Annotated in this window: 11 protein-coding genes and 3 pseudogenes; 8 read left to right on the forward strand and 6 right to left on the reverse strand. The window is 71.5% G+C overall.

Going from position 1 to position 14625, the window contains the following annotated elements; all coding sequences use genetic code 11:
- Window positions 1-40: 40 nt before the first annotated feature.
- The 4 genes and pseudogenes from GGE06_RS42715 to dmpG form a co-directional block, all read left to right on the forward strand.
- Window positions 41-1045: pseudogene (locus tag GGE06_RS42715) on the forward strand (FAD-dependent monooxygenase); the annotation flags it as partial.
- Between the two features lie 204 nt (window positions 1046-1249).
- Entirely contained in the window at window positions 1250-2302 is a 1053-nt protein-coding gene (locus GGE06_RS42720; RefSeq protein ID WP_512701025.1) for a 2-keto-4-pentenoate hydratase, read from the forward strand.
- A gap of 13 nt (window positions 2303-2315) precedes the next feature.
- The gene (locus tag GGE06_RS23515) at window positions 2316-3272 is read left to right on the forward strand and encodes an acetaldehyde dehydrogenase (acetylating) (protein WP_184931634.1); all 957 of its coding nucleotides are present in this window, start codon (window positions 2316-2318) and stop codon (window positions 3270-3272) included.
- Between the two features lie 61 nt (window positions 3273-3333).
- Window positions 3334-4294: pseudogene (gene dmpG, locus GGE06_RS23520) on the forward strand (4-hydroxy-2-oxovalerate aldolase).
- A 37-nt stretch (window positions 4295-4331) separates the two neighbouring features.
- On the opposite strand, the gene GGE06_RS23525 reads toward dmpG, so the two are convergent.
- Window positions 4332-4955 (reverse strand): DUF4232 domain-containing protein, encoded by a 624-nt coding sequence (locus GGE06_RS23525; protein ID WP_184931635.1) that lies wholly within the window; start codon window positions 4953-4955, stop codon window positions 4332-4334.
- A 242-nt stretch (window positions 4956-5197) separates the two neighbouring features.
- Here GGE06_RS23525 and GGE06_RS23530 point away from each other — a divergent pair, with 242 nt between their 5' ends.
- The gene (locus GGE06_RS23530; RefSeq protein ID WP_116164713.1) at window positions 5198-5602 is read left to right on the forward strand and encodes a hypothetical protein; all 405 of its coding nucleotides are present in this window, start codon (window positions 5198-5200) and stop codon (window positions 5600-5602) included.
- Between the two features lie 378 nt (window positions 5603-5980).
- Complete coding sequence (locus GGE06_RS23535; protein ID WP_184931636.1) at window positions 5981-7384, forward strand: CLIPPER-2 domain-containing protein; 1404 nt, start codon at window positions 5981-5983, stop codon at window positions 7382-7384.
- A 117-nt stretch (window positions 7385-7501) separates the two neighbouring features.
- On the opposite strand, the gene GGE06_RS23540 is transcribed toward GGE06_RS23535, so the two are convergent.
- Both GGE06_RS23540 and GGE06_RS23545 read right to left on the reverse strand, forming a co-directional pair.
- On the reverse strand, window positions 7502-8500 hold the full coding sequence (locus GGE06_RS23540) for an endonuclease/exonuclease/phosphatase family protein (protein ID WP_184931637.1): 999 nt from the start codon (window positions 8498-8500) through the stop codon (window positions 7502-7504).
- A gap of 6 nt (window positions 8501-8506) precedes the next feature.
- Window positions 8507-9478, reverse strand: coding sequence for a D-alanyl-D-alanine carboxypeptidase family protein (locus tag GGE06_RS23545; protein ID WP_184931638.1), 972 nt, complete (start codon window positions 9476-9478; stop codon window positions 8507-8509).
- 340 nt (window positions 9479-9818) lie between these two features.
- Here GGE06_RS23545 and GGE06_RS23550 point away from each other — a divergent pair, with 340 nt between their 5' ends.
- Window positions 9819-10580 (forward strand): class I SAM-dependent methyltransferase, encoded by a 762-nt coding sequence (locus GGE06_RS23550; protein ID WP_184931639.1) that lies wholly within the window; start codon window positions 9819-9821, stop codon window positions 10578-10580.
- A gap of 77 nt (window positions 10581-10657) precedes the next feature.
- Here GGE06_RS23550 and GGE06_RS43790 read toward each other — a convergent pair.
- From GGE06_RS43790 to cseB, 3 genes and pseudogenes are all read right to left on the reverse strand, one after another.
- Window positions 10658-11397, reverse strand: a pseudogene (locus GGE06_RS43790) (helix-turn-helix domain-containing protein); the annotation flags it as partial.
- A 16-nt stretch (window positions 11398-11413) separates the two neighbouring features.
- Window positions 11414-12643 (reverse strand): sensor histidine kinase, encoded by a 1230-nt coding sequence (locus GGE06_RS23560; protein ID WP_184931640.1) that lies wholly within the window; start codon window positions 12641-12643, stop codon window positions 11414-11416.
- 12 nt (window positions 12644-12655) lie between these two features.
- Window positions 12656-13366 (reverse strand): two-component system response regulator CseB, encoded by a 711-nt coding sequence (gene cseB / locus GGE06_RS23565; RefSeq protein ID WP_246532714.1) that lies wholly within the window; start codon window positions 13364-13366, stop codon window positions 12656-12658.
- A gap of 366 nt (window positions 13367-13732) precedes the next feature.
- On the opposite strand from cseB, the gene GGE06_RS23570 reads away from it, so the two are divergent.
- On the forward strand, window positions 13733-14599 hold the full coding sequence (locus tag GGE06_RS23570; protein WP_184931642.1) for a hypothetical protein: 867 nt from the start codon (window positions 13733-13735) through the stop codon (window positions 14597-14599).
- The last annotated feature ends 26 nt before the right edge of the window (window positions 14600-14625 follow it).

Below are 14625 nucleotides of genomic sequence, written 5' to 3' on the forward strand. Positions count from 1 at the left end.
CTCTGCGTTCGAGCCTGACCCCCGGAGCCAGCGCATGACCATGAATTACGACGCGGATGTCGCGATTGTCGGGTACGGCCCGACCGGTGTGACCGCCGCGCTCACCCTCGCCCGACACGGCATCTCCGCCGTCGCCTTCGAACGTGACCGGGACATCTACTCCCGGGCCCGTGCCGTGACGGTCAACGACTGGACGATGCGGATCTTCCAGGACCTCGGCATCGACGAGCGGATCGACAAGGTGATCGACCCGCAGCGGGCCCTGCGCTGGATGACGTACGACCGCACCGAGATCATGCGGATCGAGCACCCGCCGTCCACCCTCGGCCGTACCCCGCGCTTCTACAACATCTACCAGCCCACCATGGAGGCCGAGCTGCGCGCGGCGGTCCAGGAGGGGTACGGGGACCTGGTCACCGTCCACTACGGCGACGAGGTCACCGGCATCGAGCAGGACGCCGACGGCGTCACGATCGCCTCGACCGCCGACGGTGCGCCCCGCACCACCCGCGTGCGGTACGCGATCGGCGCCGACGGCGGCAGCAGCGCCACCCGCGGCCGGATCGGCTGCACACTGCTCGGCGACACCGACGACGTCACCTGGGTGGTCGTCGACTGTCACGTCAAGCGCTGGTGGCCCGACCGCGACTTCCTGAGCTTCTGGTCCGACAGGGAGCGCCCGGTCGTCGACATCGCGCTGTCCGCGGGCAACCACCGGTGGGAGATCCCGCTCAAACCCGACGAGACCCCGGCGGACTACCCGACGAGCGCCGAGATCTGGCCTCTGCTCAAGGCGCTCGGCGTCTCCGAGGACGACGTCGAGATCCACCAGCACGCCTTCTACCAGCACCACGTCCGGATGGCCGACACCTTCCGCCGCGGACGGGTCTTCCTGGCCGGTGACGCGGCGCACCTGATGCCGCCGTGGGCCGGCGCGGGCATGCAGACCGGCATGCGCGACGCCCATGACCTGGGCTGGAAGCTGGCGAAGGTGCTCAAGGGCGAGCTGCCCGAGAGCTGGCTGGACACCTATGAGGCGGAGCGGCGGCCCAGTGCCGCCTTCTACACCGGCCTCGCGGTCGGTCTCGGCCGGGTGATCAAGCAGGAGGTCTCCGAGGAGGAGCAGGCCGCGATGAACGCGGTGCCCGAGAACACGGTCACGCCGTTCGAGCCGCCGCTCACCGCTCCCCCGGTCCTCGCGGGCGGCTGGATGCGCGGCGAGACCGGTGACGCCAGCGTCGTCGGCCGCATGGTCCCGCAGCCGATCGCCGGCGACACCGCCGGCCGGATGGCCCGCCTGGACGAGCACCTCGGCCACCACTTCGTGCTGCTCGGCGACGACGTCGACCCGGCGACCCTGCTGTCGGCCGAGGAGAAGGCGGGCTGGGACGCGCTCGGGGCGCACTACCGCGCGGTGCGCCCGAAGACCTCGCACACCCAGGGTCCCGACGAGCTGGTCGACCCGGACGAGGTCGTCCTCCCGTGGATGCGCCGGTACGGCGCCCGTGTCATCGCGGTCCGCCCTGACCGGTTCGTCGCCGCCGCGGCCCGGCTCCGTACGGCCGCCGCCAGCGGCACCCCCGCCGCCCCCGTACGCGACCTGATCGGCCGTGACGACGTCGAGGCCGCCTACGCCGTGCAGCAGCGGCTCGCCTCCGAGCGGATCGCGGCCGGTGCCACGGTCGTCGGCCGGAAGATCGGCCTCACCTCGCCGGCCGTGCAGCAGCAGCTCGGCGTCGACCGGCCCGACTTCGGCTTCCTCTTCGACGACATGGAGTACGCCGAGGGATCGGCCGTGCCGTTCGACGCGGTCCTCCAGCCGCGGGTCGAGGCCGAGATCGCCTTCGTCCTGGGGGCCGACCTCGCCGAGGGGCCGCTCGACGACGCCCAGGTGCGCGCGGCCGTCTCGTACGCCGTCGCCGCGATCGAGATCTGCGGCAGCCGGGTGGCCGGCTGGGACATCGGCTTCGGCGACACCGTCGCCGACAACGCCTCGGCCGGCGGCTACGTCCTCGGCACCCGGCGCGTCCCCCTCACCGACTTCGACCCCGTCGCGGCCGAGATGACCATGACGATCGACGGAGAGACCGTCTCCACCGGCAGCGGCGGCGCCTGCCTCGGCGACCCGGTCAACGCCGTCGTCTGGCTCGCCCGCCAGGCCCGCGCCCTGGGCGAGCCGCTCCGCGCGGGCCAGGTCGTCCTCTCCGGCGCCCTCGGCCCGATGCGTCCCGTGACGCCGGGCGCCGCCGTCCACGCCACCGTCACCGGCCTCGGCACGGTGTCGGTCGCCTTCTCCTCGTAAGGATGGATCGACGATGAGCAAGACCAAGGTCGCCGTCATCGGGTCGGGCAACATCGGCACCGACCTGATGTTCAAGATCATGCGCACGGCGCAGCACCTCGAGATGGGGGTCATGGTCGGCATCGATCCGGCCTCCGACGGCCTGGCCCGGGCCGCCCGCTTCGGGTTCGAGACCACCGCCGAGGGCGTGGACGGGCTGCTGAAGTCGCCGCGGATCGACGAGATCGGCATCGTCTTCGACGCCACCTCCGCCGGTGCGCACAGGTACAACGACGCCAGGCTGCGCCCGCTCGGCATCCGCGTGATCGACCTGACGCCGGCCGCGATCGGTCCGTACGTCGTCCCGGCGGTCAACCTGGAGGAGCACCTCGACGCGCCGAACGTCAACATGGTCACCTGCGGCGGCCAGGCCACGATCCCGGTCGTGGCCGCGATCAGCCGGGTCGTCCCCGTGGCGTACGCGGAGATCGTCGCCTCGATCGCCGCCAAGTCCGCGGGCCCCGGCACCCGGGCCAACATCGACGAGTTCACCGAGACGACCTCCTCGGCGATCGTGCAGGTCGGCGGCGCCGAGCGGGGCAAGGCGATCATCATCCTGAACCCGGCCGAGCCGCCGCTGACGATGCGCGACACGGTCTTCACCCTGGTCACCCTGCCGGAGGGCGAGGACGGCGAGACCGCGAAGGCGCAGATCGCCGAGTCGGTACGGAAGATGGTCGCCGAGGTCTCGGCGTACGTCCCCGGCTACCGGATGGTCCAGGACGTCCAGATCACCGCGATCCCCGCCGACCAGCCGGTCGGGACGCTCCTGGCGGAAGGCGCCACCACGCGGCCGACCCACCAGGTCTCGGTCTTCCTCAAGGTCGAGGGCGCGGGCATGTACCTCCCGGCGTACGCCGGAAACCTCGACATCATGACCTCGGCCGCGGTGCGGATGGCCGAGAAGATCGCCGCCGCGAAGGAGGCCTGAAGTGAGCACCCCCACCCCGAGCACTCCCGTCTTCGTCCAGGACGTCACGCCCCGGGACGGCATGCACGCCGTCCGGCACCGCATCACCCCCGACGACGTCAAACGCATCGTCGTGGCCCTGGACGAGGCCGGCGTCGACGCGATCGAGGTCGCCCACGGTGACGGCCTCGCCGGCGGCTCGCTCAACTACGGCCCCGGTTCCCACACCGACTGGGAGTGGATCGAGGCCGCCGCCTCGGTCCTGAAGCGCGCCCGCCTCACCACCCTGCTGCTGCCGGGTGTGGGCACCGTCCACGAGCTGAAGCACGCCTACGACCTCGGCGTCCGCTCGGTGCGGGTGGCCACCCACTGCACCGAGGCCGACATCTCCGCGCAGCACATCGCCGCCGCCCGCGAGCTCGGCATGGACGTCTCGGGCTTCCTGATGCTCTCCCACATGGCCGAACCCGAACAGCTCGCGCGGCAGGCCAAGCTGATGGAGTCGTACGGCGCCCGGTGCGTGTACGTCACCGACTCCGGCGGCCGGCTGACGATGAACGACGTCGCCGCCCGGGTGCGCGCCTACCGCGACGTCCTCGACCCGGCCACCGAGATCGGCATCCACGCCCACGAGAACCTCTCGCTCTCCGTCGCCAACTCGGTGGTCGCCGTCGAGAACGGCGTCCGCCGCGTCGACGCCTCGCTCGCCGGTCACGGCGCGGGCAACTGCCCCATCGAGGCGTTCATCGCCGTCGCGAACCTGTCCGGCTTCGAGCATCACTGCGACCTCTTCCAGCTGCAGGACGCCGCCGACGACATCGTCCGCCCCCCTGCAGGACCGCCCGGTCCGGGTCGACCGCGAGACCCTCACGCTCGGGTACGCGGGCGTCTACTCCAGCTTCCTGCGGCACGCGGAGACGGCCGCACAGCGGTACGAGGTCGACGTGCGCGACATCCTGATGGAATGCGGCCGGCGCCGCCTGGTCGGTGGCCAGGAGGACATGATCGTGGACATCGCCCTCGGCCTCGCGGCCGTCCGCTGAGGTTCCGTCCGCTCCGGGCACGGGAGTGCCCGCCGGGTCAGCCTGGTCGGACCGGTCCGATGGTCAGCGAGTGCACGGTCGGGCCCGCGCAGTGCTCGGTCTTCCACGGCACGAAGAGCGCGGCCGTCCGATCCGGCGGGTAGATCCGGAGGCCCTCGGCGGGAGAGAGCTTGCACTGCGCCGGGTCGTAACCGCTGATGCCGTTGGCATCGCGCAGTTGGGCTTTCGCCCGTCCGCCGGGCTGAAGGGTGACCGTGGTGATCGTCCCCGGCTCACGTACGGCGGCGTTGCCGGACTGCACGCCGTTCTGCGCCACGTAGGAGACGCCCGGGTAGCCGGTCATCGTGCACGGGACGCTGGATTTGTTGGTGAACACCAGGGTCGCGTAGATCGAACCCGCTGCGGGTTCGGGAGTCGTCAGGGCGGCCGAGAGCCGGCCGGTCGTGCACTCCCCGGCCGGGCGGCTCGCCCCGGTCGACGGGGCGCTCCCGCTCGGCGAGGGCGTGGCCGACGGGGAGCTGCCGCTGCTGGACGGCGCGGGTGCGGCCGATGGGGAGCTGACGGCACTGGGGGGCGCGGACGTGGCCGACGGCGAGCCGACGGTGCTCGCGGGCGCGGACGCAGCCGGGGGCGGGGTGTTGGAGGACGAACAGGCCGTCATCGCCAAAGACGCGACGGCAAGGACAGCGGCCGGAAGCGCAGCCCTGTGCTTCCGCCCCCTGAGGGCCGTCCCCAGCGGCTTCCCACATCGTCCCCGCCCGCGCGGGTCCACTTCGCCCTTGCTGCCGGGCAGGCTTGAACTGGCCACGACCATGCCTTCACCGTACGCCCGCCCCGGTACTCAGCACCACAGTCCGGACGCGGGCGGCAGGAGGAGCAGGGCCTTCTGCAATTCTGCTTTCCATGTCCGCACGAAATCGACGACTGCCCCGGCACCGTGCCTGGCCTCTGACCAGCACCGACATCAACGAGTGTCTCGGCCCCCACATGACCCGGGTCACGGACCTGCGGTTCCTCACGGGGCACGACAGCGGGACCGTCGTCCTGGGAGCGGCATGGGTCGCTCCGAACCGCCGTAACTACGGCCGCGGCATCCACCCGGAGTCGGTCGGCTTCCGCATTGACGTCCACCCGGTCGATGCCGCTGATCGTGCTGCCACCCGCGCCGTTCTGCGAGAGCAGGCCCTCCCGCAACTCCATGAATGGGTCACGCAGGCGATCGCTGCCGACGAGACCTGGCAATTGACTGACCACCAGCACTGTTGGCGGCTGGTCGACGGCCGCCTCACCCACCGCGACGAGGCATGAGACCGCACCGGCCCTCCTTGGGGAGAGACGCCACGTCTGGAACGTACGTGCGTCAATCCAAGAGCCTTCGATTCATCCTTTCCGGTGGCGTGTGAGCGCCAGAGAGCGGTGCCATCCGGTCAGCACGACAGGGACGCGCGCGGGCAGTGCTCCAGGAGTGGCCGGCGGGGTCATCGGGAGGCGTCGGAGAGGGGCGGCAGCGCCGTAACGCGTGATGTCCGTGCGGGTAAACCCACGGGTCGGCGCTGGCCGGGACCTCATCACCCCGGCTGTACGCGGCGCTGCCGGGGCGCTGAGCTACGGAGCATTCCGGCCCCCCTCCGCCTCCTGGGCGCGGGGCCCTCCCGCACTGCCGACCGATCGATCGGAGACGTCACCATGAGCACACCCCCTTCCGTCCCGCTCCGCGTCGCCCTCGTCAACGGAAGCTTCGAGCAGCCGTCCGTCACCGACATGGCGTTCCTGCCGGACGCCTCCCAGACCCAGGCTCCGCGGCACGTCCCGGGCTGGCTCACCACGGCCACCGACCACATGGTCGAGCTGTGGCACTCCGGCTTCAACGGCGTCCCCTCCGCGGAGGGCGAGCAGTTCGCCGAGCTCAACGCCAACGAGGTCTCCACCCTCTACCAGGACCTGCCGACCACCCCCGGCACCAAGCTGTACTGGCGGCTCTACCACCGCGGCCGGCAGGGGCAGGACACCATGGCCCTGGACATCGGAGCCCCGGGCAGCGTGGTCGAGCAGCGCACCTTCACCGACGGCAACACCGCGTGGGGGTACTACACCGGCACCTACACCGTCCCGGCCGGGCAGACCACCACCCGTTTCGCCTTCCGGTCCGTCTCGGCGGCCGGGGGCAACCGCGGGATCGGCAACTTCCTCGACGGGGTGTTCTTCGGTACGGCTCCGCACGTGGTGCTCACCAAGACCGCCGTACCGGCCGGCCCCCTGGACGTCGGCGACGTCGTCACCTACCGGATCACCGCCAGGAACGAGGGCGGCGGAGCGGCCGAACGGCTCACCCTCACCGACGTCCTGCCGCCGGGTACGACGTACGTGCCCGGTTCGCTGCGGGTCATCGACGGCCCGAACGCGGGCGTGAAGACCGATCAGGCGGGTGACGACCAGGCCGCGTACGACCCTGGGAGCGACACCGTGACCTTCCGGCTCGGCACCGGCGCCTCCGCCTCCCAGGGCGGCAGCCTGGCCAACACCGCCGCGCTGCCGCAGGGCACCACCGTCGAGTACCGGGTCACCCTCGGTCTGCAGACGGCGGGCACCCGCGTGACCAACACCGCTGTCGCCACGTACGAGAACCGGCTCGGCCCCACCCCGGAACCGCTGACGTCCACGTCCGACGAAGCCGTGACGGAGGTCAGGCCCGCCGCCGACCTCGACGTGACCAAAGCCGCCGACGCCACCACCGTGACCGTCGGACAGACCGTGACCTACCGTCTGACCGTCCACAACGCCGGTCCCAGCCCGGCGACCGGCGTCACCGTCGCCGACCGGCTCCCGAGCGGACTCGCCTTCCTGTCCGCCGACGCCGACGCCGGTGCCTACGTCGCGGAGACCGGGCAGTGGTCCGTCGGTGCGCTGGCCGTCGGCGCCCGCGCGACCCTCACCTTGCGGGCGAAGGCCACCAGGCCCGCACGCCTCACCAACACGGCCACCGTCACCGCCGTCGAGAAGGACCCCGACCCGGCCGACAACACCGACTCCGTGACCATCTGCGTCGAACCCGCGCCGGCCTGCTGCGCCCCGTGCGTACCCCGTACCTGACCCGACAGGGAGGGAGCGGGACCGGGCCCCGCATCGGGTGAGGGTCGCGGTCGCGCGGCAGGGGGCCGGAGCCAGTAGCGTCGGCTCCGGCCCCTTCGCTCTGCGGGCGGTGCCGGATCAGGGGGTGAGGTCGATGCGGGCCGCGACCGGCAGATGATCGCTCGCCGTCGCGGGGAGGGTCCACGACGCGGTGGCCTTCGCTCCCCTCAGCAGGATCTGGTCGATCCGCACGACCGGGAAACGCGACGGCCAGGTGAAGCCGAAGCCATCGCCGGACGTGGACTGGGCCGAGACCATGCCGGCGGTGAGCGGGCGCAGCGCACGGTCGTCGGTGGAGCCGTTGAAGTCGCCCATGACGACGGTGCGCGGGGAGCGTTCGGCGCGCAGGATTCCCGCCAGGACTCCGGCGACGTCGTTGCGCGTGCCCGAGTCGAAGCCGGTCGGTCCGACGCGGACGGACGGGAGGTGGACGACGTACACGGCCAGCGGTCCCTCAGGGGTGTCCACCGTCGCGCGCATCGCCCGGGTCCACGGCATGATCGGCAAAGCTCGGGCGTCCCGTAGGGGACGGGTGCTCCAGAGGCCCACCGTGCCCTGGGAGAAGTGGTGGGGGTACGAGGCGGCCAGGGCCCGTTCGTAGGCGGGCGCGGTGTCCGGGGACAGTTCCTCCAGGGCCACGATGTCGGCCCCGGAGGCGATCAGGCTCCGTGCGGTGCCCTGCGGGTCGGTGTTCGCCTGGTTGACGTTGTGGCTGACGACGGTCAGGTCCCCGCCGGGGGACGACTTGTCGGTCAGGGTGCCTGCGAAGACCGTCAGCCAGGCGACCACCGGCAGGACCAGGGCCGCCGCCGTCCGTGACCGGCGGAGCAGCGCCAGGACCCCGAGCGCGGGAATCGCGAGCGCCGTCCACGGCAGAAGGGTCTCGGCGAGGCTGCCGAGATGGCCGGGGAGATCGGGAAGACCTCCGTGGCCGGCGAGGGCGACGGCCAGGGCGAGAAGGGCGGCGCAGAGTGCGGCGGCGGTTCCCCGAGGCCACACCCGCACCGATCCTGGTGGGCGGCTCTCCACGTCGCGCTCCGTCTCGGGGGCGTTCGCCGGATGGGTCGTCGTCGTCATCGCGGTTCAGCCTTCCCGGGTCAGGCTGTCGCGGAGCCCCGCCATCAGGCGGCGACTGCTGTCGACGGCCGACCTGAGACCCTCGCTCGGAGTGGTGTTCGGCCGCTGGTGGAGGACCGCACCGATGAGCAGGCGGGTCGTGTCGCCGACGCGTACCTCGCAGGCCCACAGCAGGTTTCCGCCGGCCGGGGTGCTGGAACCGGTCTTGATGCCGACGACGCCCGGCGTGTCCAGCAGGGGGTTGGTGTTGGTGATCGGGCCGACGCCGGGAACGGTCACCGACCGCGTGCCCACGATGTCGCGGAAGACGGGGTTCTGCATCGCCTTCCGGGCCAGGGCGAGCTGGTCGGTCGCGGTACTGGTGGTGGTGGCTTCGATCCCGCTCGCCCCGGTGTACGTCGAGTGCTTCATGCCGAGGCGGGCGGCGGCGCGCCTCATCTTCTCCGCGAAGGCCTCCTGGCTTCCGGAGTCCCAGCGGGCCAGCAGCCGCGCGACGTTGTTCCCGGAGGGAATCAACAACATCTCGAGCAACTGGCGTTGGGAGTAGCGGCGGCCCGCCCGGAGCGGCACCGTGGACTCGCCGCCGACACCCACCTCGTACGCGGTCTGGCGATCCACTTCGATCATCGGGCCCGGTTCGCCGGCCGGCAGCGGATGCTCCTCGAGAATGACGTGCGCGGTCATCACCTTCGTCAGGCTCGCGATGGGAACGGGCCGCTGCTCGCCCCGCGTGCCGACCGGGCCGGCGCCTTCGAGCACGACGGCGGTCTGACCGCCCTCCGGCCACGGAACCGCCCCCTCGTCGACGATCGCCTGCAGACCCCCGACCGGTCCGGCGGGCGACACGACGGCCGATCCGGAGCCGGAGCCTTCCGCGGTCCCGTACACGGAGACCCCCAGGACCGTCAGGAGGCCCAAGGCCAGCGCGCCCCCTGTGACGCGGTTGCGGTGCGAGGCGGAAAAGGGGGAAAGGGACACGGGGCCACCTCCGGGGCTGCCGTACGGGATCGATACGACGGCCAGACTGCGGGGCCGGTGTGTCCGGACGGCCGAGGTGAAGGCTCCACCGGGACGCGGGAACCCATCGGTCGTGTATCGACCGTGTATCGGGGTCCGCGCACCGCGGACCGGCAGGCGTCGGTTGTCCGACAGCGGGGGCGCGACGGCTGGTGCCGCATCAGAGAACGTTTGCCCTGCCGCGTTGTCAGGCGGGGCAAGCTCCAGGGCACGGCGGCGCGGCGGGGAGGAGGTTCCCCAACGCGACGCTACCGTCATGAGGGTGCCTGGAATCAACGCCGACCGACGATGGTCCGAGTCCATGCCGGCGGCCTATGAGCAGTACCTCGTACCGGCGGTCTTCCGGCCTTTCGCCGGGGACCTGGCTGCCCGGGCGGCGGCACTCCGCCCTCGGCGAATCCTCGAACTGGCCGCAGGGACTGGAGTCCTGACGTCTGCCCTGCTCGCGGCGGCACCGTCGGCCGAGGTGACGGCCACCGATCTGAACGAAGCCATGGTCGCGGTCGGATCCGCTCTGGCCCCGGGCGCGGTGTGGCGGCAGGCTGACGCGCAGCAGCTGCCGTTCCCGACCGGGTACTTCGACCTGGTGGTCTGCCAGTTCGGTGTGATGTTCTTCCCTGACCGCGTCGCGGCCTACACCGAGGTCCGCCGGGTACTGATCCCCGGCGGCCGGTTCCTCTTCAACACCTGGGGTCCGCTCAGCACGCATGCCTTCGAAGTCGCCCTGCAGGCCGGGCTGGAGCGTGCCTTTCCGGTCGACCCGCCGCAGTTCTTCCGGACGATTCCGCACGGCTACGCCGATCCCGCTGTCGTGGCTGCCGATCTGGCGGCCGCCGGGTTCGCCGTTGAGGACGATCAGGAGCTGACGCTTCAGGGCCGGGCCCCGTCGACCGCCGACCTTGCCGCCGGATACCTCACCGGAACACCGGTGCGCGCGGCCGTTGACGAGCGCGGCGACGGACCGGCCGTCCGCACTACCGTCATCGAGGAGATGACGGCCAGGCTGGGCCCGGGGCCGGTCACCGCCCCGATGACGGCATATGTCTTCCGCGCTGCGGCCTGAACTGCAGCCCGTGTCCTCGCCAAGGATGGGCGTGAGTCGATCTCGACGGGGCGTGTCCCACGGAGGTCTGATACTCATCAGGCGACGTCGGTCCTGGTGACGACCTTGTGTAGCCGTTCGTCGGCTGCGTGCTTGTTCCGCCAGGTGATGCAGCGGCGGATCATGCTGCCTTGTTCCTTGTGGCTGGCGTGGCCGGTGCCGTCGAGGGCGAAGTAGCGCAAGGCGGTGAACTGGGCCTCGATCCGGTTGAGCCAGGAGCTGTTGGTCGGGGCGGGCCGGAGGTCGAGCGGGCCGAACTCGTCCATGCAGAAGACGACCTCAGGCTCGTCCGCTTCGGTCATGACCTCGCCGTCAGCGATCGCGTAGGGGTGTTCGACCCGGGCTTTCTTGGCGGCGTAGTCGGGGGCGCGGGAGGCCTTCCAGGTCTTCACGTGTTGAAAGGAGACGCCTTCCTCGCGGAGCGAGGATGCGCAGGCCCTCGTGGCCGATGTCGTCGCCCCCCCTCGGCGACCAGGAAGACGGCCGGCTTGACCAGGCTCCAGGTCGAGAACGGCAGGCCGTGCTCGACCGGCTTGGACTTGGCGATCTTCTTGATCTCACGCCGCTCGGGCAGCGTGAACGTCCTCGGCCTGCCGCCCTTGCACTTCGGGCAGAGCGGGTCGAAGCCGTCGGCATTGAAGTTGTGGACCACGTCCCGGACCCGGTCCGCGCTGGTGAACGTCACCTCGGCGATCTTGGCGACGTCCGTCCTCTGCGCGGACAGCAGCACCATCTGGGCCCGCCGCCAGGTCACCACCGACCCGGTGCCCCGGCGAACGTTGCCTGGTGCGGCGCTAGGAACGGACCGCGCCGGGGGTCTCCTCCGGCAGGCGGAGCGTCGCCACGGCTCCGCCGTCGTCGGGATGGTTCGTGAACTCCAGCGTCGCGTCGATGACCGCCGCCTGGCCGCACGCGATCGTCAGCCCCAGGCCGTGACCGCGCCCCCGCTCGGCCGTGCCCGTCCGGAACCGCTGGGGGCCGCGGGCCAGGAGGTCGGCGGGGAAGCCGGGGCCGTGGTCCCATACCGTGATCGTCCGTTCGGAGACCGTGATCTCCACGGGGCCGGCGCCGTGGCGGTGGGCGTTGACGACGAGGTTGGCGACGATCCGGTCCAGGCGCCGCGGATCCGTGTCGGCCACCGCCGTCTCGTCGGCGGTCACCTGTGCCGTCGTACCGGTCCGCGCCACCGATTCCCGTACGAGCTCCGCCAGAGCCACCGGCCGGAAACGGGGTTCCTCGGCACCGGCGTCGAGCCGGGAGATCTCCAGCAGGTCCTCGACCAGGTCGCGCAGCACCCCGATCCGGTCCCTGACCATGTCGGTGGCCTCGCCCTCGGGCAGCAGGCCGGCCGAGGTGACCAGACCCATGAGCGGGGTGCGCAGTTCGTGCGCGACGTCGGCGGTGAAGCGCTGCTCGCTCGCGATGCGCTGCTGCAGGCTGTCGGCCATCGAGTCGACGACGGCCCCGATCTCCCCGATCTCGTCGACGCCGCCGCGGCTCGTCTCCGTACGGGCGTCCAGGTCGCCCGCGGTGATGCGGCGCGCCGTGCGGGCCACGCGGCGCAGCCGTCGCGCGGGCAGTTCGGTCGCGAGGACCGTGACGGGGACGACGATGCCGAGGGTGAGCAGCGAGTACTTCCACATGTGCCGGTCGAGGGCCTGCCGGGTGAGCAGGTCGGCGGTCATGTCGACGTCGACCGCGTACAGGTGCCCGTCCTGCTTCCGCGCGGCCCAGTAGACGGGGGCCGGGGGCCGGTTCTCGTACAAGGTGCCCCTGCCCTCGCGTTCGACCTGTCGCAGCAGGGCGTCGGGGAGTTCGCCCGGGTCCACCGTGGTCCCCTCCCGCACGACGCGGTCGAGTGCGGCCTCGGCCTTGCCGGCGCCCTCGTGCATGGACCGGCGCAGGGTCGACTCGTGGACGAGGACGCCGACGGTGAGGGCCATCGTGGTGCAGGCGAGTCCCACCAGCAGAACGATCTTCCAGCGCAGCGACCGGAGGTTGAGCAGAGCGCGTACGAAGGTCATGCCCGGCCCTTCTCAGCGGCGCAACTTGTAGCCGAAGCCCCGGACCGTCTCGATGCGGTCGGCGCCGATCTTCTTGCGCAGGCGCTGGACGCACAGGTCGACGACCCGGGTGTCGCCGTCCCAGCCGTAGTCCCAGACGTTGCGCAGCAGGGTCTGGCGGTCCAGCACGATCCCGGGGTGGGCGGAGAACTCCAGGAGCAGCCGCAGTTCGGTCGGGGCCAGGGCGAGCTGCTCACCGTCCCGGCGTACTTCCAGGGCCGCGGGGTCGATGCTCAGGTCGCCGAAGACGAGCGTTCCGGCCGCCTCCGGGGCGTCGGGGCGTCCGGACCGCGGGGGCAGGGCGGAGGCGCGGCGCAGCAGGGAGCGGATCCGGGCCACGAGGACGGAGGTGTCGACGGGCTTGACCACGTAGTCGTCCGCTCCGGCCTCGAGGCCGGAGATCACGTCGAGGGCGTCGCCGCGGGCGGACATCATGAGGATCGGGGCCGTGCTGGTCTCCCTGATCCGGCGGCAGAGCCCGATGCCGTCCAGGGCCGGCAGCATGACGTCGAGGAGCAGCAGGTCGTGCTGTCCCTCACGGAAGAGCTCGAGCCCGGTGAGCCCGTCGCCCGCGACGGTCATGCGGTAGCCGTAGCGCTCCAACGCCATCGCGACGGACTTGCGGATCACCTCGTCGTCCTCGACGAGCAGGATCGTCACGGGCACGGGTTCGGAGTCAGGCATGTGCATGCATCGCATCCATCGGGGTCATGATCGGCGGACGTCCCATCATGCCGCACCCGCCCGGGCACGGTGGCAGAGCCCTGAGCGGCCCGGGCTTGCGCGGAGGCCCGTCCGCCTCGCCCGCGCCGAGGCCGACAGGACGAGAGCCGGCGACATCAGCCGTTCGGAGCCTCGAACGTATGAACCGCCGTCCGGAAGGTTCCCTGACCTGGCCGAAGACGCCCCTCGGCGTGGCCGTGCCGGGCGGGTGGGCGCTGCCGTGGTGCATGATGTGGACCGGAGGGGATTTGAATGCGTTCAGAAATGCAGTCTCCGAGGTCGGACCATGCCCAGGCGCAGCTGCGCGCGAGGGACGGGTTCGGGGCCGTGCTCACCGCTTCCGCGTCGGTGCTGTTCGTCGAGGCCGTGATCGGGATGATCGCGAACTTCGTGTGGGAGCAGACGCAGGAGAGCCCGCCTCTGCCCTACAACGCCCTGATGGTGGTCGCCGTACCGTTCCTGGCCGCGGCCGGCGCCGTGCTCGGCGCCCTTGTGACCGTCAGCGTGATCATGCCTCTCCTGGCCGCAGCCGCCTGGCTCGGCCGCACGTTCTCGGGCCGCGAAGTGTGGTGGTGGGTCCCGGCAGTGACGACGACCGCGACCGCACCCCTGGTCCTGGCCGTGGCGATCCTCAGCGAGGCCGGCCTCCTGGCGGCCTTCGGAGGATGGCTCACGGTGACGACCGTGCTCGCCATCCCCGCCCTCGTGGCCCGCAGATTGCTGCTGCCGAACCGCCCGCCGCTCTCCGGTCGCACGATGTTCGGGCGGATCGTGCTGTGCGGGACGCTCGCCGCCGTCACCACGTTCGCCCTCGCAGGCGTCGCCCTGTATGCCGGAATCGGGTACGTGCCCCCACGGCTCGACGTCGGGCAGATCGCCGGAACCTACTCCGACGGAAAGAACGGCACCCTCGTCCTCGGCCCGGACGGCAAAGCCATCGCGACCCGCGTCGACACCTTCAGCTACGACTCCATCGACTCCTTCGAACCCGACACGCACGAGTGCACCGGCACAGGCACCTGGGCCTACGACCCCGCCGACGGCCCGTACTCCCAGCAGGTCGACGTCTCCATCGGATCCTGCCCCGTCGCCATGGACAGCTGGAGCGTCTACGGAACCCGCGAACACCCCAAGCTGTACGTCTTCATCGGCGACCCGGACTCCTGGGACCTCTACACCCTGCGGCGCGACTAGCCACACGTCCTCGCGCCCGACTGCGC

This window comes from Streptomyces nymphaeiformis, assembly GCF_014203895.1.
In the GTDB taxonomy this organism is placed as follows: domain Bacteria; phylum Actinomycetota; class Actinomycetes; order Streptomycetales; family Streptomycetaceae; genus Streptomyces; species Streptomyces nymphaeiformis.

What these genes read in the sequence shown, in the direction of transcription:
- GGE06_RS23540 (WP_184931637.1), bottom strand. Translation starts at nt 8,500, where the DNA reads ATGACGACGACGACCCATCCGGCGAACGCCCCCGAGACGGAGCGCGAC.
- GGE06_RS23530 (WP_116164713.1), top strand. Translation starts at nt 5,198, where the DNA reads ATGTCCGCACGAAATCGACGACTGCCCCGGCACCGTGCCTGGCCTCTG.
- GGE06_RS23550 (WP_184931639.1), top strand. Translation starts at nt 9,819, where the DNA reads ATGCCGGCGGCCTATGAGCAGTACCTCGTACCGGCGGTCTTCCGGCCT.
- GGE06_RS23560 (WP_184931640.1), bottom strand. Translation starts at nt 12,643, where the DNA reads ATGACCTTCGTACGCGCTCTGCTCAACCTCCGGTCGCTGCGCTGGAAG.
- GGE06_RS23515 (WP_184931634.1), top strand. Translation starts at nt 2,316, where the DNA reads ATGAGCAAGACCAAGGTCGCCGTCATCGGGTCGGGCAACATCGGCACC.
- GGE06_RS23535 (WP_184931636.1), top strand. Translation starts at nt 5,981, where the DNA reads ATGAGCACACCCCCTTCCGTCCCGCTCCGCGTCGCCCTCGTCAACGGA.
- GGE06_RS42720 (WP_512701025.1), top strand. Translation starts at nt 1,250, where the DNA reads ATGGTCCCGCAGCCGATCGCCGGCGACACCGCCGGCCGGATGGCCCGC.
- cseB (WP_246532714.1), bottom strand. Translation starts at nt 13,366, where the DNA reads ATGCCTGACTCCGAACCCGTGCCCGTGACGATCCTGCTCGTCGAGGAC.
- GGE06_RS23525 (WP_184931635.1), bottom strand. Translation starts at nt 4,955, where the DNA reads ATGACGGCCTGTTCGTCCTCCAACACCCCGCCCCCGGCTGCGTCCGCG.